The 20,668-nt window shown below is 41.0% G+C and carries 13 protein-coding genes; 12 read left to right on the top strand and 1 reads right to left on the bottom strand.

Annotated features, from left to right (window positions below):
- Nucleotides 1-55: 55 nt before the first annotated feature.
- The 7 genes from F909_RS03350 (at nt 56) to F909_RS03380 (ending at nt 13,882) form a co-directional block, all read left to right on the top strand.
- Nucleotides 56-2,764: an autotransporter assembly complex protein TamA gene (locus F909_RS03350; protein WP_005153650.1), complete on the top strand. Its 2,709-nt coding sequence runs from the start codon at nt 56-58 to the stop codon at nt 2,762-2,764.
- A gap of 51 nt (nt 2,765-2,815) precedes the next feature.
- Nucleotides 2,816-7,321 carry a translocation/assembly module TamB domain-containing protein gene (locus F909_RS03355; RefSeq protein ID WP_005153648.1) on the top strand — a complete coding sequence of 1,502 codons (4,506 nt, stop codon included), beginning with the start codon at nt 2,816-2,818 and terminating at the stop codon, nt 7,319-7,321.
- A 139-nt stretch (nt 7,322-7,460) separates the two neighbouring features.
- Entirely contained in the window at nt 7,461-7,937 is a 477-nt protein-coding gene (locus tag F909_RS03360; protein WP_005153641.1) for a DUF4124 domain-containing protein, read from the top strand.
- A gap of 102 nt (nt 7,938-8,039) precedes the next feature.
- Nucleotides 8,040-8,399, top strand: coding sequence for a hypothetical protein (locus F909_RS03365; protein WP_032878237.1), 360 nt, complete (start codon nt 8,040-8,042; stop codon nt 8,397-8,399).
- 260 nt (nt 8,400-8,659) lie between these two features.
- Complete coding sequence (locus F909_RS03370; RefSeq protein WP_005153633.1) at nt 8,660-11,299, top strand: bifunctional aconitate hydratase 2/2-methylisocitrate dehydratase; 2,640 nt, start codon at nt 8,660-8,662, stop codon at nt 11,297-11,299.
- A gap of 322 nt (nt 11,300-11,621) precedes the next feature.
- A complete protein-coding gene (locus F909_RS03375) occupies nt 11,622-13,046 on the top strand; it encodes a formylglycine-generating enzyme family protein (protein ID WP_005153630.1) in 1,425 nt (474 codons plus the stop codon).
- Between the two features lie 113 nt (nt 13,047-13,159).
- On the top strand, nt 13,160-13,882 hold the full coding sequence (locus F909_RS03380) for a hypothetical protein (protein WP_005153628.1): 723 nt from the start codon (nt 13,160-13,162) through the stop codon (nt 13,880-13,882).
- 96 nt (nt 13,883-13,978) lie between these two features.
- Here the strand turns inward: F909_RS03380 and F909_RS03385 are convergent, their stop codons facing one another.
- Nucleotides 13,979-15,436 carry a DASS family sodium-coupled anion symporter gene (locus F909_RS03385; protein ID WP_005153626.1) on the bottom strand — a complete coding sequence of 486 codons (1,458 nt, stop codon included), beginning with the start codon at nt 15,434-15,436 and terminating at the stop codon, nt 13,979-13,981.
- A gap of 267 nt (nt 15,437-15,703) precedes the next feature.
- Here F909_RS03385 and F909_RS03390 point away from each other — a divergent pair, with 267 nt between their 5' ends.
- From F909_RS03390 to F909_RS03410, 5 genes are all read left to right on the top strand, one after another.
- Nucleotides 15,704-16,687, top strand: a complete 984-nt coding sequence (locus F909_RS03390) for an ion transporter (RefSeq protein ID WP_005153625.1) — start codon at nt 15,704-15,706, stop codon at nt 16,685-16,687.
- Nucleotides 16,688-16,979: 292 nt separating this feature from the next.
- Nucleotides 16,980-17,936: an ABC transporter permease gene (locus tag F909_RS03395; protein ID WP_005153624.1), complete on the top strand. Its 957-nt coding sequence runs from the start codon at nt 16,980-16,982 to the stop codon at nt 17,934-17,936.
- The gene (locus tag F909_RS03400) at nt 17,926-18,882 is read left to right on the top strand and encodes an iron chelate uptake ABC transporter family permease subunit (protein ID WP_005153623.1); all 957 of its coding nucleotides are present in this window, start codon (nt 17,926-17,928) and stop codon (nt 18,880-18,882) included. Before F909_RS03395 ends, F909_RS03400 begins: the two co-directional genes overlap by 11 nt.
- Nucleotides 18,873-19,637 carry an iron ABC transporter ATP-binding protein gene (locus F909_RS03405; protein WP_005153622.1) on the top strand — a complete coding sequence of 255 codons (765 nt, stop codon included), beginning with the start codon at nt 18,873-18,875 and terminating at the stop codon, nt 19,635-19,637. Before F909_RS03400 ends, F909_RS03405 begins: the two co-directional genes overlap by 10 nt.
- A gap of 9 nt (nt 19,638-19,646) precedes the next feature.
- Entirely contained in the window at nt 19,647-20,600 is a 954-nt protein-coding gene (locus F909_RS03410; RefSeq protein ID WP_005153621.1) for a siderophore ABC transporter substrate-binding protein, read from the top strand.
- The last annotated feature ends 68 nt before the right edge of the window (nt 20,601-20,668 follow it).

Below are 20,668 nucleotides of genomic sequence, written 5' to 3'. Positions count from 1 at the left end.
GAAGTTATTTCACCCATCAAAAACGATAAATTAAAAAACAAATTTAGAGTTTTACATGCCATCTAAAACGAAGTTTAAACAGTCGACACTGGTTCATTCTATGCATTTAATTTTTAAAATGCAGGGTTTTCCTAAACTTATTTGTAGTGGTTTTTTAATTAGTTCTTGTATATCAGTTGCTTATGCTCAAGAGCAAAATCCAGACGTGCCTGAAAATCAAGCAATTGAACAGGTTCAACAGCCTGCTGAGCTTGCTGTTGTTGCCGCTGCGCCAACTCAGCAAGTACAGAATACTGCTGTTGAAGGGGTATTGCCGGGACAGGACAGTTTGGCTGCTTTAAAAGAGCAAGAACAATCAACGCATCAGATTAATGAATTAAAACCAATCCAGCTTGACGACAATTTAGAAAATTTGCCAGTGATTCCGGTGGATCAAAGTATGGCAAATGAAATCTTCCGTGTGGCTGAAGATGCGAAAAATGAAGCACAAACTTATCGTGAAAACACGGCAAGAAATCCTGAACCGATTATCACCGATGCATCACAGACAGAATTGACTGAAATTAAACAGGCACCGCTAAATATTGATCAATTGATGGGTGAGATTCAGGCAGACAGCAAAATTGTGGTTGAGGCCAATGAAACAGGGAAAACATTAGCTGATTTGCAACCTAAGTCTGATCAACCACAGGAAAAAGTTGGATTCTTTAAGCGAATTGTTAATCGCTTCCGCCCAGAAAACCTATTAAATACCGATAAAGTTCCACGTATTACAGCGGATGTAAGCGGTGCGCCACCTATTCTTGCCCTCAATATTAAGGCAAAGCTCTCAAGTTTTACTCAAGAATCATTTGAGGAGTTTAATGTTGCATTGCCTCAACTCCGTGCACTGACCAATCAGGCAGCACAAGCGGTCGGTTATTACAATGCAACGTATACCTTTGTGAAAGAGAGCGACAGCAAAGTTAAGGTGATTGTGGTTCCAAATGAGCCGGTCAAAATTAAAGAACAAAATATTGAATTTACGGGTGCAGGCGCAAATACACCACAGTTTCAGGTCATTCGCTTAATTCCAGAACAAGATGTAGGTGATATTTTTAATCATGGTTTATATGAAGCGACCAAAACTAAAATTACCACGGTTGCCTCTGACAATGGTTACTTTGATGCTTTTTGGCGCTTACATGATGTCAAAATTAGCCAACCTGAAAAAATTGCCGAGATTAATTTAAATTATGAAACAGGCGAGCGTTATAAGTTAAAGCAAGTTGAATACAGGATGAGTGATCCGAGTAAGCCATTGCCACTCACCCAGAAAGTTTTAGATAGCTTAGCTCCATGGAAAGAGGATGATGATTATGCGTTCTGGCGTGTTAATCTTTTGGCGAATAACTTAACCAACTCACGTTATTTTAACTACACCTTGGTTGATACAATTAAACCTGATGCAATTCAGCCGCCTTTAGATTTACCACCTGACCTACAGGCTTTGGTTGATCAACAACGTGTGCAAGAATCGCAATTGATGAGCAGTCAGCAGAAGGCAGATCTGGCTCGTGCAAAAATCACCTCTGCGCAAGAAGTTACACAGGACGTGGTGGATGAATCACAGTTCTCTGGTTCAGAACCAGCGCAACCTGCTTTGGCGCGTTCAATGCCAGTGTTACCAGCACATGACGACGACGATGAAGAGCGTCAGAAGCTCGAAGAACAAGCACGGGCAGAGCGCAAAATTCCTGTGGTCGTGACGCTAAATGCTGATCGTTTAAACAGCCTTGAGACAGGTATTGGTTATGGTACCGATACTGGAGCACGTATTCGTACGCAATACCGTCGTGCCATTGTCAATAAATATGGTCACTCTTTTGACGCGAACGTCGAAGTTTCTGAAATCCGACAATCGATTGATGGTCGTTATAGTATTCCTTATAAGCATCCGTTAAACGACTATTTCAACCTTGTTGGTGGTTATGAGCGTGAAACGCGTGATGATATTGGTCCAGGTGTCAACTTGCTGATCGAGTCCGCTGTTGCGGGCGGTGAGCGTGTCATTAAAAATCCATTGGGTGATTGGCAACATACTTTTGGCCTACGTTATCGTTTAGACCGTTTAACTGAACAAGGTATTGTGGATATTGATGAAATTCCTGATGCTTTTAAAGTTTCGCAGCCTGAGCAAGAATCTTTGCTTTTGAGTTATGAAGCATCTAAAACCAATAGCAATACCCGTTTGAATCCAACCAAAGGTTTTAAACAAACCTATAAAGTGGAATTGGGGACAGAGTCTTTACTCTCAGATGCCAATATGGCAATTGTTAGTGCAGGGTGGCGCTTCATCTATTCATTAGGCGAAAATGACAATCATCAATTTGTTGGTCGTGGTGATGCAAGCTATATTTTTACTGATGACTTTAATAAAGTACCTTATAACTTGCGTTTCTTTACGGGTGGAGATCAGTCTTTACGTGGTTTCGACTACAAAAGTTTATCACCTGAAGAAAATGGCTATAAATTAGGTGGCCAAGCTTTAGGGGTTGGCTCATTAGAATATAATTATCAGTTTAAAGATGGCTGGCGTGCAGCGGTGTTCTCGGACTTCGGTAATGCCTATGACAAACAATTTAGCAACCCAACAGAATATAGTGTGGGTGTCGGTATCCGCTGGAGATCACCAATTGGACCAATTCGATTAGATATCGCATCTGGCATTTCTAATGACAACAATCCAATTCGTTTGCATTTCTTTATTGGTCCACAGCTTTAAAACTTTATTGAGCCCTTTACTTTATAAGGGCAAAACAATCTCGGGTTGATTATGACGGAAGTAGAACAGCAACTTACCCCTCCAACTGAACCAAGACAACAGCGACGTATTTTACGAAATATTCTGCTGATTATACTGATCATTCTTTTATTGTTGGTCAGTTCTCTTGCGGTGATGATGTCAACGGACAAGGGTAGTCGTTTTCTATTAGATCGTGTGCTTCAAAGCCAGAAAACCATTAAATACGAATATGAAAGCGGTAATCTGATCTCAGGCATTATCTTAAAAAATGTGTTGGTACGATTGGAAGGAATTGATGTTTCCTTAGACCGTGCCGAAGTGTCTTTAGGCTGGAGAGCAATCCTTAAAAAAGAAGTACATCTCAGCCATGCCGATGTTCGTAATCTAAAAATTCTTGATAAGAAACCACCATCAGGCAAACCGTTTGGGTTTGATCCAATCAAACTTCCTTTTGTATTGCGAGTCGATGAAGCTAGCCTAGACCATTTGCAACTGCAAACCACTACATCTAAAGTCGATTTTAGCGACATTTATCTAAAGGATGCTTTATGGTCAGAAACCAAATTAAAGTTCAAAGATTCACGCATGAAGATGGAGTTTTTGGCAGTAAATAAGGCAACAGGAGAAATGGATTTTAGTGGTAAATATCCACTCAATGCGACTGCCGATCTGATCATTCCATCACTCAAAAGTCTAGATATTGATGTTATTAAAGTTGCAGCACGAGGCTCTTTAGATACCTTGAAAGTAGGAGTTGCAACACGTACTCCAGACTTACTTACAGGTTGGGCAATTGTTCATCCTGTGCGTGAACATGTACCGATGAATGGCGAGCTGTTCTTTAAAAACTATCATTTACCATTGTTGAAAGATCAAAAACTTTTTGCCAAAGATGGTGTAGCAAAATTTAATGGCGATATCCAAAAATTAGCTTTAAGTTTGAATACAGATTTAAAAGGCGAGCAAGTTCCAGAGGGGCAATATACGGCGCTGATGGATACCGATTTAACGCATCAATTGAATATTCGCGAATTTAATGGTCAGTTAATGGGGGGAGCAGTGAGTCTGCTAGGTTTTGTTAACTGGCATGACCATGTTTCTTGGGATGTAAAAGGTCGTTTAGATCGTCTGAATCCTAAAGATAAGACTGTACCGCAAATTGCACAAGATTTCTTACCAGCGAATTTGGACGCGAGCTTGAGCTCAACGGGTTCAATGGAAAAAGGCTTAGTGCTGAATGCACAACTTGCATTTGATAAATTTGAAACTTGGGCGGTTAAGCTGAATCAAGCCGAAGAAAAAGACAATAAAGTACAACCAATGTTATTAGATGTCTCTTGGAAAGGCATTGATCGTGCTATGCCTTATATTGGCTGGTTAAGCAGTGAGGAAGGTCATACCAACCTGACTTTAAAAGAGGGACAGCAAGATATTTATTTGACCACCACAATCCGTCCGCACGAACAAGCTTTGTTGCCAACTGGTAAATACGATGCACGTTTGAATGTGAACGGTGATCTCTTAAATGTCGAGAACTTCCGTTATGAAGCAGAAAAAGGCAGTTTGTCTGGACAAGCCAAAGTTAAGTTACCGACCGAAAAACAACAACTGTCGTGGCAAGCACAGCTTAAAGCACAAGATTTTAATCCGCAAACCGTAGCTGCGGCAGCACCAGTAAATTTATTGAATGGGGAAATCAAGGCCACTGGCTTTGCAAAACCAAACCAACAAATTATTCAGCTTGAGCAGATTGATTTATTAGGTCAACTGGCGCAAGCGAATCAAAAAGAAACCATTGCCTTAAAAGGCAAAAGTACTGCTGCATTGATGTTTAATGACGAAAAAGCAGGTGGTGGATTTAAAAGTTTTGCAGTCAATTATGATGGCTCTTTAAATGCATTGAACCAAGGTAATGGTGTATTAAAAATCAAGGTTGCAGGAACGCCTGATTACATCAAGATTAATGAGTTAAATCATGATGGTGTGGCAGGAAAAATCTATGCAACAGGTGCTGTCAATCTTAAAGATAAATTGGGCTGGGATATTGATGCTTCTTTAGTACGTTTTAAGCCACAATATTTTGTTTCCAGCGTTAAAGGTGAAGTCTCAGGACGAGTTAAATCGCAAGGTGTATGGTCAGATAAGCTTAAACGTATTGATATTCGTGAGCTTAATGCAGCAGGTTTTATCAATAACAAGCCAATTCGTGGTCGTGGAAATTTAAGCTTATTGCTGGATTCAAATCAAGAAGGGTTTTTACCACAACAATTTGAAGCTAATGACTTATTTTTCGCATACGCCCAGAACCAATTGCAAGCAACTGGCAATGCGCAAAACTTACGTATTAAGCTGAATGCTCCTGCACTATATGAACTTTATCCAGGTTTACGTGGTCGTGCTTATGGAAGCCTAAATGTACAGTCGCAACCGCGCTTAAAAGCGACGGCGAATATGATTGTTGATAATTTTGCATTTAATGATCTGGTCAGTATCCGCTCATTGCGGGTACAGGGTGAATTACCGACCTCTGAAACCATGGCTACACAGTTAACTGCAACCTTGGATCAACTTCGTAATGGCAATCGTGAAATTGAACATGCCACTGTGAATTTGGCAGGTACACGTAAAGCACATGTATTGAAGGTGGAAAGTAAAAACCGTCAATCTAATTTTTATGTACAACTTGCGGGTGGTTTTAATCCAAAGAATGATTGGTTAGGACAAGTTCAAAAAGGCAACTTTAAATCTCGAAATATCAATTTGGTACAAAATCAAAATGCACCAATTATTTATTCAACTGCACAGACTGAGCTATATGTAGGCCAGCATTGCTGGCAGAGTGCAAATAGCCAATTGTGTTTGGATCAGCCAGCACGTATCAGCAAAGTAAAAGGTAGTTTCTCATTTATTACCAAAAATCTGGATTTGAAAGACTTTACTGCGTTTATGCCAGAAGGTTTGGCTGTGACAGGCCAATTGAATGGTTATGCCAAAGCATCATGGGCACAAGGTAGTCATCCAAAACTGGATGCGCGTTTAGTGACACGTAAAGGTGAGATTGGATTGGCTGCAGATGATCCACAAGACCCTGCTACAACGGTAACTTATGATGAGTTAAGCCTTATCGCGAAAAGCATCAGTGAAGGTTTATTATTCCGTGTAGATATGAAGACACCAGATATTGGGACTGGTTATGCCAATGTCATTATCAATCCGTTCCAAGCCAATATGCCAATGCGCGGTGAAGTAGCATTTGATGATGTGCAGCTCAAAGTCTTTAAGCCATTTATTAAAGATGTACGCTCTATGTCGGGTACGCTTGCATTAGCAGGTAAAATGAATGGTACTTTGACGCAACCTGAGTTTGTGGGTGAGATGCGCTTGAAAAACGGTGCAATTTCAATGATCTCGTTGCCTGTCAATCTCAGTAATATTCAACTGTATTCTTCTATACGTCAACAGTCTGCAAGTATTGATGGTGCATTCAATAGTGGACAAGGTGTCGGGCGCTTAAAAGGTAATTTTGACTGGCAGAATGATCCACATTTAAATCTGACTTTAAAAGGCGATAACTTATTGGTTCGTCAAGCGCCAATGATCACAGCGATTGTAGAGCCAGACCTGACACTGGATGTCTATCCGTTTAATCAACGTTTAAGTTTAAAAGGTAAGATTGACGTACCACGAGCACGTATTTCGATGCCAGAAAGTTCTGCAACGGTTGTAAATTTATCACCAGATGTGCGTGTGGTCCAACAAGGACAGGACTTACTTGCAACACTGAAAGCAGCCAAACCTTGGGATATTCGTGCAGATATGACGGTAACCTTAGGTAATCAAGTGATTTTCCAAGGCTTCGAAAGTACCATTCCATTGGTTGGCCGCTTACACCTGTCACAACGCGGTTTAGAGACTGCAATGCGTGCCAATGGTGCGATTGGGGTCAGTCAAAAAGTGAAGATCGAAGCCTATGGCCAAAGTCTTGATCTGAATCGTGCAATTGCACGTTTTAATGGGCCGTTGGCAAACCCGACACTGGATATTGATGCTAATAAACCAGTTCAGGGTAGTATGGTCGGGGTCCGCGTAACTGGTACAGCCACTGTACCTAATATTCAAGTCTATAATGATGCAGGTTTATCTGAACAAGAAGCATTGAATGCTTTACTTACAGGTCGTATTAATGAAGGTAACAGCGGTTTAAGTAATACCGAAGGCTTTAAGTCAGATGTAAACAATACCATTGCTGCAGCAGGTATCAGTATGGGCTTGGGTGGAACACGTGCCTTGACCAACCAGATTGGCCGTACCTTTGGTTTGAGTGGTTTGGCTCTCGATGCACAGGGTACGGGGGATGATACGCAGGTCAGTCTGACGGGTTATATCACGCCAGATCTGTTTATTCGTTATGGTATTGGTGTGTTTACCCCAGTGAATAAATTGACCTTGCGTTATCAGATGAATCGTCGTTTATATCTGGAAGCGAGCCAGTCTTTAGAACGCGCGATTGACGTATTCTATAACTGGCGCTTCTAATCAAAGAAAACAAGAACCTGCTTTAAAGACTTAAAGCAGGTTTTTTTATTGCTGCTTATTTTTGAAAATAAAAAATGTGATAGAATTAATATAAGTTATTGAAAATAAAAGATTTTATGACATTTTTTGGAGGAAATAAATGAAATCTGTCACTTTTGGTCAGCTTTGGGCAGTACTTGGCTTTGTACTACTCAGCTCTATACTCCAAGTCCATGCAAAGGAATACTATAAGTGGGTCGATGCTAAAGGGATCACCACTTATTCAGCAACGCCACCGCCTGCACAAAAACAAGAACCTCAGCTTGATCCCGTCAAAAAGAATAGCAATACCTCAGCAGTCCAACAAGCAAGTACACAAACTGTGACTGCATTCAAAGAAGCAAAAATCACAACCGTGACTGCGCCAGTCGCAACGACATCGAAATCTGTAAGCAATGGGACAACGGCTAATATTGCTGCAACAAGTGAAGTGCTTATCCCCGTAAAAAATTGCAATGGGGTCAGATGTTGGGATAGTAAAGGTAAACATTTTAGTCTGGTCGCAGGGACAACCTATCTCTCAGCGAATGGTGGAAAATGTCAAAAGTTAGGCAATAACATGCGCTGTAGCAAATGATTTGTATGTTTTTATTACGGAAAGCATTGTTTTAAAGGCTTCCTTTTGCAAAATAAACAAGTTTCAGTATGATGTGTGCATCAAATTCGCCGCAGTATGATGATGAAAAAAGTTTTGTTTATTGCAATAGGTTTAGTTTTGGCTGGTTGTGCTGAGAAAAAGCCGTTAACCCCTGAAGAACAATGGCATGGCTATTGTGTCAGTGTGGGTAACGCTGCGCGTTCGATTACGCTAGATCGTCAAAATGGAATTGAGCAAAAACAAGCAACGGAATATGCGGCTAAGATTGAAGATGAAATGACACGCAAATTTATCTTTAAAATTTTGGACACGGTTTATGCGCTTCCTGCCGATCAACTGAAAAAAGATCCAGAAGCATTACGTGAAAATTTAAAGAAACAGTTTATGCAAGAATGCTTGGTTACTCCACACGACAAGCTACCAAACTATAAACTTTTTTAATGTGTATATAAAAAAGACAACACCGTTTGTCTTTTTTTATGGATGTAATTTATTGTTTTATTAGACTTTAACCTAAGACCAAAGCGGTATTTCAAAGGGATGAACATTTCGCTATAAAATAATGGGCATCACGTAGAAATACGGTAGTTGCATTAACATTTAACGCGAAGTCTAGTAAAATTTTGCTTGTCCACATTACTTGTAAAGCTTGTAGCAAGCTGGAACTTACAAGTAATTTTTTAAAAAAGAGGAATAACACTGTGCTAGAAGCTTACCGCCAACACGTTGAAGAACGTGCCGCACTCGGAGTCCCACCGAAGCCGCTTGATGATGCTCAAACTGCTGAACTCGTAGCCTTATTAAAAAATCCACCAGCAGGTGAAGAAGCTTATTTAGTCGATTTACTAGAAAATCGTGTTCCAGCAGGTGTTGACCAAGCTGCATATGTAAAAGCTGCTTTCTTAGCTGCTGTTGCAAAAGGCGAAGCAACCTCTCCACTCGTATCTAAAGAACGTGCAGTTTACTTACTAGGTACAATGCTTGGTGGTTATAACGTAGCACCACTTGTTGAACTTCTAGACAATGCTGAGCTTGCAGAATTAGCTGCTGAAGCGTTAAAGAAAACACTTCTTGTATTTGATGCGTTCCATGACGTAGCTGACAAAGCAAAAGCAGGCAATGCTGCTGCTAAAGCAGTATTACAATCTTGGGCTGATGCAGAATGGTTCACAAGCCGTGCTGACGTTCCAGAAGAAATCAAAATCACTGTGTTCAAAGTAACCGGTGAGACCAACACTGATGACTTGTCTCCTGCACAAGACGCTTGGAGCCGTCCAGACATCCCATTACACGCAAACGCAATGTTGAAAAACGAGCGTGATGGTATCAATCCTGAAAAACCAGGTGAAGTTGGCCCATTAAACCAAATCAAAGAATTGATCGCGAAAGGCAACCAAGTTGCTTACGTGGGTGACGTTGTTGGTACAGGTTCTTCTCGTAAATCTGCAACTAACTCTGTTCTTTGGTTCTTCGGTGACGAACTTCCACACATTCCAAACAAAAAAGATGGCGGTGTGTGTTTAGGTACTAAGATCGCACCAATTTTCTTCAACACAATGGAAGATGCAGGTGCATTACCTGTAGAAATCGACGTTGCCAACATGAACATGGGCGACGAAGTTGTATTGAAAATTGATCATGCTGCTGCAAAAGTAACTGCATTCAAAGATGGTGCACAAATTGCAGAAGCTGAGCTTAAAACACCTGTACTTTTAGACGAAGTACGTGCTGGTGGTCGTATCAACTTGATCATTGGTCGTGGTTTGACAACTAAAGCACGTGAAGAATTAGGTCTTGCACCATCTACATTGTTCCGTACACCTGTACAACCTGCTGACACTGGCAAAGGCTTCACGCAAGCTCAGAAAATGGTTGGTCGTGCATGTGGTTTAGCTGAAGGTCAAGGTATCCGTCCGGGTACTTACTGTGAACCGAAGATGACCACAGTTGGTTCTCAAGATACTACTGGTCCAATGACGCGTGACGAGTTAAAAGACTTGGCGTGCTTGGGCTTCTCAGCTGACTTAGTGATGCAGTCTTTCTGTCACACTGCTGCGTATCCAAAACCAGTTGACGTAACAACTCACCATACATTACCTGACTTCATCATGAACCGTGGTGGTGTGTCTTTACGTCCAGGTGACGGTATTATTCACTCTTGGTTAAACCGTATGTTACTTCCAGATACCGTTGGTACTGGTGGTGACTCACATACACGTTTCCCAATCGGTATTTCATTCCCAGCGGGTTCTGGTCTTGTTGCTTTCGCAGCTGCAACTGGTGTTATGCCACTGGATATGCCTGAATCTGTACTTGTTAAGTTCAAAGGTAAAATGCAACCTGGTATCACTTTACGTGACCTTGTACATGCAATTCCTTACTACGCAATTCAAGCGGGTGACTTAACTGTAGAGAAGAAAGGTAAGAAAAACATTTTCTCTGGTAACATTCTTGAGATTGATTTATCAGAAATGGAAAATGACTTGACTGTTGAGCAAGCGTTCGAACTTTCTGATGCATCTGCTGAGCGTTCTGCTGCTGGCTGTTCAATCACACTTTCTGAAGAGAAAGTTGCTGAATACTTGCGTTCTAACATCACCATGTTGAAGTGGATGATCGCAGAAGGTTATGGCGATGCTCGTACAATGGCGCGCCGTGCTGAAAACATGCAGAAGTGGTTAGACAACCCAAGCTTGTTAAAAGCTGATGCTGATGCTGAATACTTAAAAGTTTACGAAATCGATCTTGCTGACATCAAAGAACCAATTCTTTGCTGCCCGAACGATCCAGATGACGCGAAACTTCTTTCTGACGTTCAAGGTGACAAGATTGATGAAGTATTCATCGGTTCTTGTATGACGAACATTGGTCACTTCCGTGCAGCGGGTCAGTTACTTGATAAAGTACCTGGTGGTTCATTGTCTACTCGTTTATGGTTGGCTCCACCAACACGTATGGACGAGCATCAATTGATGGAAGAAGGCATGTACAACATCTATGGTCGTGCTGGTGCGCGTACTGAGATGCCAGGCTGTTCATTGTGTATGGGTAACCAAGCGCGTGTAGCACCGAACACAACATGTGTATCGACTTCTACGCGTAACTTCCCGAACCGTTTAGGTCAAGGTGCAAATGTTTACTTGGCTTCTGCTGAGCTTGCATCTGTCGCTGCGGTTCTTGGTAAATTACCAAGCCCAGAAGAATATCAACAGTACGCGTCGCAAATTGACAGCGCTTCTGCTGACATCTACAAATACTTAAACTTCGACAAGATGAGCGAATATACAAAAGAAGCTGATCGAGTTGATACTAAGAAAATCCAAGCAGCTCAATTGACTTAATTTATTGATTTAGCTAAAAATAAGGGCTGAGTAATCAGCCCTTATTTTTTTGGTGCTGTACATGAAAAAATGCCAGATAAGACTTAACAATTTAGGCAAAGTAAATGTATTAAAAATGAAGAGTTACTTTTCGGAATAGCTTTAATCTGTATTTTTTCTTGAGTAATCTCAAGTTCGCTTCTTTTTCTATGCTAATTAAATCATTCATAAATTTTAATTATTTATGAACAATATATTTCCTATTTATGCTCAAGGCTGGTGTTCGCTGAACTGTAGCTTAAACATAAAGGGTTTTATTTAATTATATCAAAGGAGCGAGATGATGGAGACTTTACCCAAAGCTTATGTGAAAGCAGCCAGTATTGTTCTTGCAGGATGCTTATTGGCAGCCTGTAATGATGATGATAGCAAAAAAGTAAATTCAGAAATAAAGCTGCAAACCACAACCATGGCCTTAAACGCCTTAAGTCAGAGCCTCGTTTGGAAAAATGATCAGTGTGATACTGTATATCGAGCTGCGATAGAACAAAATAATAAAGCATTAACAGCCTTACAAGAATTGAAAGCAGTGCTCACCACGCAGGAAAATAATTTAGCTGCTTTTATTGATCAACGTATGTTACCTAAATTGACTCAGCTGCAATCAGAGGCCACTTTTATCCGTGAACGTTGTAATGCCCCAGATTATGATGGCACGGGTGTGAGCATAGAGCGTCCTGCAATGTTGCGTGAGATGTTGAATGAATGGCAGGGAACCATTGATTTACTCACGCGGCAGCTGAACAAACCACCTTTAATGAATGCCTTAATTCAACCTGCAAGATTGACCAATGTAGAGATCAATACGGGAACAGCAGCTTTCAAATTTAAAGATTGTTCAGATGGCTTTTGCCCTGAGATGACAGTGATTCCCGCAGGAAGCTATCAAATGGGTGGCACATTGGAAGAACAGGATAGAGAAGGCGTACCCGCACAGGCAAGACCTTATGAATTGCCTCAACATCGTGTCAATATCACTCAGCCATTTGCGATGGCATCTTATGAAACCACTGTTGCTCAGTTTCAGCAGTTCCAAAAGGAAACAGGCTGGGAGGTACAAGGCTGTCGAAGTTGGGAGGTACGAGATGGTGAGTTTAATATGTGGTATCGAAAGGATTTAAACCCAAGTCATCCTGGATTTACTCAAACTGCTCAAGATCCAGTGGTGTGTGTACGCCGTGAAGATGGTCAGGCTTTTGCTGAGTGGTTATCCCAAAAAACAGGAAAAACCTATCGGTTACCGACTGAAGCTGAGTGGGAGTATGCAGCTAGAGCAGGCTCATCAACGACCTTTTTCTGGGGCAATGATCCTGAACGCGACCAAGCCTGCAAATATGCCAATGTTTTGGACTTATCTACAACCACAACAGAAACCAATACTGCGGCATGGCGAGCATTTAACTGTAATGATGGTTATGCTTATACCGCACCTGTGGGCTCATTTTTACCAAATGCCTTTGGATTGTACGACGTACTTGCAAATGCGCGTGAATGGGTAGATGACTGTTGGCATGCCAATTATCAAGGTGCACCTACGACACAAATACGTTGGGGGGCAGAAAATAATGGTCTGTGTAATTTCCCTGTATTGCGTGGCGGTGCATGGATTTATAACGTACATAATGTTCGTACTGCTTATCGCAATGCTTATTATTCGTCTCAGGCGCGTTCAACCATGTGGGGATTCCGTGTTGTTCGGGATATTTAAATCTACAGGTAAAGTTGATATTTAGAAAATCTAATAAGTTTTAAAATTGACCTAATTAACTGTTTTTGCTAAAAATAGGCTGAGACATCAGCCTTTATTTTTGAGAAATTAGAATGAAAGACTTCAATGATTTAAAACAAGAATATTTAAAAATACTCTCTAAAGTTGATGAGTCTTTTTTTAATACTGTACATGAATATAGCAAGTTTAAAGAAGGATTATCTGGTCTTTTCCTAGCAAGTGAGCCAAATCATTATTGGGCTGCGAAAAATAAGATTATGATAATGGGAGCTGAAACAAGAGGTTGGAATATTCAGTTGGATCAGGCCTATACTCTAGACCATTACATGCTTCAATCTATTGAAAAGAACAAAAACTTTTTCCAAAAAATGATGCTTGAACCCAGAACCAAAAAAATTACTTTTCATGATTTTACGCGGTCAGTTGCCGATAAATCTGGTGCAGAAGGTTTAATCTACAGCAATTTATTTTGTTTTGCATGGAAGGAAAAAAGCCCTATAAAATCAAAATACTTTGAGCAAATAAAAAGTATCTCATTTGAACTGTTGAATGCGCAAATTAAGTATTTTGAACCTAATATTATTATTTTCGCGAATGGAAGTCAGAATACGATTTATAGAAGGGAGTTTTTTAATCCTAAATTATATTCAAAAGGTCAAGATTATAGTGATGAGAGTATAGAGAAGAACCAGCTTTATAAGTTTATTTATGATGAAAAATTTCTATGTTACAGAATACAGCATCCATCTACGATTAAAGGGAAAACAGCGGCTTTCGCTGCCCGTAAAAAGTTATTGGAATTACTGCCTGAATAATCATTTTTTTAATAAATAAAAGTAAAGCTAGAAATAACAGATTTTAGAGATAGAGGAGCATTCCTATTCACACAGAATGTTCCTCAGCTTTTCAAATCACCAATAACCCAACACTTTCCACCAAAGTCCACCAATCACAACAAAGATAATGATATTGACCACACTCATGACAAAGCCAGCTTTCCACCATTCACCGAGTGTGGTGTAACCCGAACCGAACACTACAGGCGATGTGCCCGTTGCATAATGAGTTAAGGTCATCATGATGCTAGAAGCCGCTGCCATCATTAAAGCAAACAACATAGGTGGCGCGCCCAACGCCAGTCCAGCTGTATAGAAGGCCGCGAACATGGCAGTGATATGTGCCGTGGTGCTGGCAAACATATAATGTGCATATAGATAGGCCAGCATCAATAACAAACAGGCAGGCATCCAACTCAAACCTAAATGACCAATCCCAGTTTCTAACACTCCTGAGAACCATGTGATTAAACCGAGCTTATTTAAATAAGTCGCCATCATCACCAAAGCTGCGAACCACGTAATGGTATCCCACGCGCTTTTTTGCGTCAGGATATCTTCCCAAGTCAGTACGCCAGTAATGAGTAGTAATCCTAAACCAATAAAGGCTGTTGTAGTTGGATCAACTGCCCAAGCTGAACCAAAGATCATGGCAGGGATACCTGCCCATAACAGCAGTAAAATCCCAAATACCCCAAGCATGATGATTTCATTTTTGCTGACAGGCCCCATTTCCTGCAACTTGGTTTTGGCAAACTGAGCAGCATTCGGGGTTTCTTTCACTTCAGGTGGATACATCCAATACATAATCAATGGCATGATGATCAAGGCAATTAAACCCGGTAATAACATCGCCAGTGCCCAAGTACTCCAACTCAATGAAATTTCACTATGGGTCGCTTTTGCCACCAGATCAACCACCAATGGGTTAGGAGCGGTCGCGGTAATAAACATGGCAGAAGTAATCGGGTTGGCTTGATAGTTCACCAAAGCTAAATATTTCCCCATACGACCTTCGGTGCCTTTGGCAGGGTCAGAGTCATAGCTAGTCGAAATGGCACGGACAATCGGATGAATAATCCCGCCGCCACGAGCTGTATTACTTGGGGTAACAGGTGCAAGAATCAGTTCAGACAGCACCATGCTATAACCGATACCAATAGTTTTCTTGCCCCACACCGCGATGAATAAATAGCCTAAGCGTGCACCCAATCCAGTTTTTTGCAAACCTTTCGAGATCATGATCGAAATACCAATCAACCAGATCAGCGGATTGGAAAAGCTACTGAGCGCATCTTGAATTGCGCCACTTGGACTGTCATTGGTGACACCTGTTACGGCGACTAAGGTAATCGCGATAATGGCAATTGCACCAATTGGCATGGCTTTACCAATAATCGCGGCAATGACACCGACAAACATGGCCAATAAATGCCATGCATCAGGATCAACTCCAGCAGGTACAGGAATGACGAACCAGATCAGCAATGCAATAAATAAAGAGATAAGCGTCGGGAGAGCTTTAAATCCCATGTAAATTCCCCTTGTTGTCACGGGTTTAATAAAATTTATAGTTCTTTATGAATGAATCGTTAAAGAAATAACCACGAAGCTTTTATTATCGGTGAATGAGGTATCAAAATTCAAAGAGAGTTTTGTTGAAATAGCATGATATAGATCAATGAATTGGCAAATGATTTTACTTTTTCAGCAAAAAACAGGCTTTGGTGAAAATCTCTTATCAAACAGCAGGGCAACGTGCTACATTTTTAACTTGCTGAATCGAACAATAAGTATGGTATGACTCAACTTTCATGGCAACAATTAAGACGCTTTGTTTATAACAACTTACATAATGATGATTATAAAAGCCTTATTAGTCGTTGCATCAACTATGTATTGATTGCTCTGATTATTGGCAACGTGGCTGCGGTGTTACTTGAATCCGTCAATGAGTTCTATAAGCTATATCAGCCATATTTTGATGTTTTTGAAAATCTATCGATCATTATTTTTAGTGGGGAATATCTATTACGGTTATGGAGTATTGTTGAGAAAAACCCTCAAGAGAGCGCTTGGAAACAGCGTCTCCGCTGGATGAGAAGTGGTGGAGCAATCATTGACCTATTGGCAATTTTACCTGCTTATTTAAATTTCTTTGTCCATATCGATTTACGTTTCCTGCGTGTTTTACGGTTGGTCAGATTGCTCAAATTGACTCGTTATTTTGTTTCCCTGCAAATTTTATTGCGCGTCATTCAACGCGAAAAAGGCTCATTCCAAGCGGTTATTTTTATCTTGGTGATTATGATCGTGATGACTGCTTCTGCGATTTATGTGGTTGAGAATAAAGCCCAACCTGAGGCGTTTAGTTCAATACCACAATCCATGTGGTGGGCAGTGGTTACCTTAACCACTGTCGGTTATGGTGATGTAACTCCTGTGACTAACTTGGGTCGGATACTTGGTGCATTTATTACTATTCTTGGTGTTGGTATTGCCGCTTTACCGGCGGGTATTTTGGCCTCAGGTCTAGCCAATGAATTGAATATGCGTAATCAGCGATTGGAGCAAGAGTTTCGGGAAGTACTACAGGCTAAAGGTTTAGACCTGCTGCATGATCAAGTGGAAATTGAACGGATTCGCAAAAAGGTCGGTTTACCCAAAGAGCAGACCCATGAAATTATTATGCAACTGGTCAGAGAAAAGTTGCTTGAAGATCAGGAGCAGGAAAAGAAGCAGTACCGTTTTTGTCCGCATTGTGGTGAAAAACTTTCAGAATAATTTGAAATTTATTATAAAAATGTAGACCAAGCTTTAAGCACAGGTTAGCAATCCTAAGTTATTTATATTTTCAGATATGGGCCAAATCATGCGCTGGCACTCAGCACTGCTGAGGCTTAGGTATTTTTATATCAATATAAAAGATTCAATAAATTAAGTTTTACTTCATAGCTAGTCGGTCTTGTTTAAAAAAGTTAACAATAATCTTTATCATTTGTGATAGTTTCTTATTATCTGTTTTGTGTTTATTAAGCTTATTTTAAGTTTACGCATCATATGAAGTTCTCCCAACATGATTAAGCGGCGTTACCTGATTTTATTATTGCTTCCATTGGCATTTATTTCCCTTTTTGTCGGTGTGGGCGAGATGAGCCTTGCTGGTCTGTGGGGTGGCAATCCCCAAGACTGGCAGTTGTTCTGGACCAGTCGTTTACCACGTTTGATGGCGATTATTGTGGCGGGTGCAGGTTTGAGTGTCTGTGGTTTGATTATGCAGTCACTGAGTCGTAACAGATTTGTCTCTCCAACCACCGCAGGTTTATATGACTGTGCGCGTTTAGGGGTACTGGTTTCGATTATTTTACTGCCTAGTGCTTCAATTTTTACTAAAACGGGCTTTGCCATTGTTGTGACGCTCATTGGTGCGATGGCATTTATGAGTATTCTAGCGACTTTAAAGCATCGTGATACGGTTTTTGTTCCGCTGGTGGGGATGATTTTTGGCAGTATCATTTCTGCATTTACCACCTTTATTGCGTTACAACTGGATTTATTGCAGAACTTGGCAGGTTGGTTGCAAGGGGACTTTTCCACCATTTTAAATGGTCAATATGAGCTGATCTATCTCAGTGTGCCTGTTCTGATTTTGATTTATATGTTTGCCAATCGTTTTGTTTTGGCAGGATTAGGGCAGGATTTTGCGACGAATCTTGGACTGAATTATAAGCAGACCCTCTTTATTGGTCTGTTACTGGTCTCGGTTATTACCGGTGTGGTGATTGTCACTGTGGGCGCGATTCCATTTCTTGGTTTGATTGTACCGAATCTGGTGAGCCTGTATCTGGGCGACAATATCCGTAGAACGCTTTCGCATACTGCATTGTTGGGTGCTTTGCTGGTTCTGCTTTGTGATGTATTTGGCAGGGTGGTAATTTTCCCTTATGAAGTCTCTGTCAGCCTAATTATGGGTGTGGTGGGAAGCGTGATTTTCCTGTGGTTGCTACTCAGGAGATATCGTTATGCCTCATAAAACCAAGCTGATTGTTTTGACTGTACTGGTGCTTGCAACGATTGCGATCTACCTCGGCTGGAATTTAGGTGTGGCATGGCAATATGCCTTGAATCTACGCTTAAAAACGGTTGCTGCCATTATCGTGGCGGGTGTGGCGGTCGGTGTTTCGACTTTGGTTTTTCATACTATTGTGAATAATCGGGTGGTGACACCACAGGCTTTAGGATTAGATAAATTATACGAACTCTCCAAGACCGCGATTATCTATTTCTTTGGTGCCAGTACGTTATTGTCACTGAACTTTGTCACAGATTATCTGATCAGTTTGCTGTTAATGGTGACCTTTGCCTTGTTGCTGTATCGGTTTATTTTCCAGAAAGTCGCACAGCAAAATATCTATTTCCTGCTGCTTGTTGGCCTGATCTGCTCAACTTTATTCGACAACATGACCACGTTCTTTCAGGTTTTGCTAGATCCAGATGAATTTCAGATCGCGGCTTATGCAGGTTTTGCCAGTTTTAATGTGGTGAAAATGGAAACCGTGGAGCTGTCATTGCTGACCAGTGTTCCGATTCTATTTTATAGCCTGAAGCATTATCACAAGCTCGATGTCATGGCGCTAGGACGTGATCATGCATTGAATTTAGGGCTGGATTATGACAAGACCAGCCGTCTGCTGTTGATCCTCGTGGTATTGGCACTGGCTTCTGCAACAGCGTTAGCTGGCCCAATGATGTTCCTCGGTTTATTGGTCCTCAACATCACTCTGGAACTGTTCAAGACCCATCAACATCACATCTTACTGCTTGGGATTATTCTGGTCAGCATTCTTTGCCTGATGCTTGGACAGTTTATGGTTCTGCATGTACTGAATTTCAAAACAACGCTCGGTGTGATTATTAACTTTGTCGGTGGAATTTATTTCTTCTGGATATTATTGAAGGAAAATAAAAAATGGCAATAGAGCTTAAGAATTTAAGTAAAAGCTATCAACAACAGCGTGTGGTAAATGCGCTTTCGCTGACGATTGCCAAAGGACAGTTTACGGCGTTTATTGGCCCAAACGGTGCAGGTAAAAGTACAGTACTTGCGATGATGAGTCGCTTAATTGAAGCAGATCAAGGTCAAGTTTTGCTGGATGGGCAAGATCTGCAACAGATGAAAAGTGCCGACATTGCAAAAAAACTGGCGATTTTAAAACAGTCTAACCATACCGAGTTACGTCTTAGTATTGAGGATCTGGTTACTTTCGGACGTTTCCCATATTCACAAGGTCGTCTAACGCAGGAAGATCGTGAGGTGATTGATCGCTCGATTGCCTATATGGATTTAGAAGCCTTAAGACACCGACAAATCAGTGAACTGTCGGGTGGGCAGCGACAACGTGCTTATATCGCCATGATTCTGGCACAGGACACTGAATATATCTTGCTCGATGAACCCTTAAACAATTTGGATATGAAGCACTCTTCACAGATTATGCGGGTCTTAAAAGATTTGGCTGAGAATCATGGCAAATCAATCATTGTGGTGATTCACGACATTAACTTTGCCTCCGTCTATGCCGATCACATCATTGCCATGAAAGAAGGTGAATTGGTGTATCAAGGGCATCCACAACAGTTGATGGATGAACGTATTCTGCAAGATATTTTCGATTTCCATATTCCGATCCAGCAGGTTCAGCAACATAAATTAGGTTTGTATTTTATTAGTTAGGAGTTCGTTATGCGTTTCAAAAAAACATTGCCAGTCATGATGCTGAGTGTGGCATTGGCTGCATGTGGCAATTCCAACACATCTTCGGCAAATCAGGACAGTCATACTGCTGCGACACATGAAACCTTAAGCTTTAACAGCAAGGCAGGGCAAATTACTATTCCAGCGAATTTATCGCGTATTGCGGTACTGGATACCAGTGCTTTAAATACCATTCATGCTTTGGGCGCGGACGATAAAGTGGTTGCTTTACCAAAAGGAACGCCGTTACCGAAAGTCTTGCAAAATTTCAGTGAAGGTAAATATCTGGATGTGGGGACGGTGAAAGAACCGAATCTGGAAAAGATTGCAGCCAGTCAGCCTGAACTGATCTTGATGAATGGTCGTATGGAAAATCTGGTGAGTCAAATCAAGCAGATCGCACCAACTTATTTTGTTGATGTTGATTACAACGATCAGTTCAATTCTTTTAAACAGCAAACCTTGAATATCGCTGAAATGGTGGGCAAGAAGCCAGAGGCCGAGCAGCAATTAAAAACATTAGAAAAAGATATCGATGCATTAAAAGCCAAGACTAAAGGCAAAACAGCTTTGGTGATTTTGGTGAATAACAGCAAGATCGCTGCCTATGGCCCGGGTTCGCGCTTTGGTAATATTCATGACCTATATGGATTTACCCCAGCAGATCCTTCAATTAAGGTGGGATTGCATGGTATGGCAGTGTCACATGAGTTTATTGCCCAGAAAAATCCAGATTATCTCTTTGTGATTGATCGCGGTGCAGCAATTACTGAAAATGGGGACGGTGCAAAGCGCGTATTGAATAACAAGATTATTAATGAGTCCAAAGCTGCGAAAAATGGCAATATTGTCTATCTGGATTCGAGCAACTGGTATTTGATGAATAATGGCTTGGGCGGCATGAAAGCCATGCTGAAAGAAGTTGCGGATGCAGTTAAATAAAGAATCAGTTGGATGATTTTATAATAAAAACCCGAAGTCTGGGCTTCGGGTTTTCTCTGTATCGTTAT

Origin of the sequence: Acinetobacter sp. ANC 3929, from assembly GCF_000369405.1 — a bacterium.
In the GTDB taxonomy this organism is placed as follows: Bacteria; Pseudomonadota; Gammaproteobacteria; order Pseudomonadales; family Moraxellaceae; genus Acinetobacter.
Note: the sequence above shows the minus strand (reverse complement) of the source record. Positions and strands in the feature narration are given on the sequence as shown.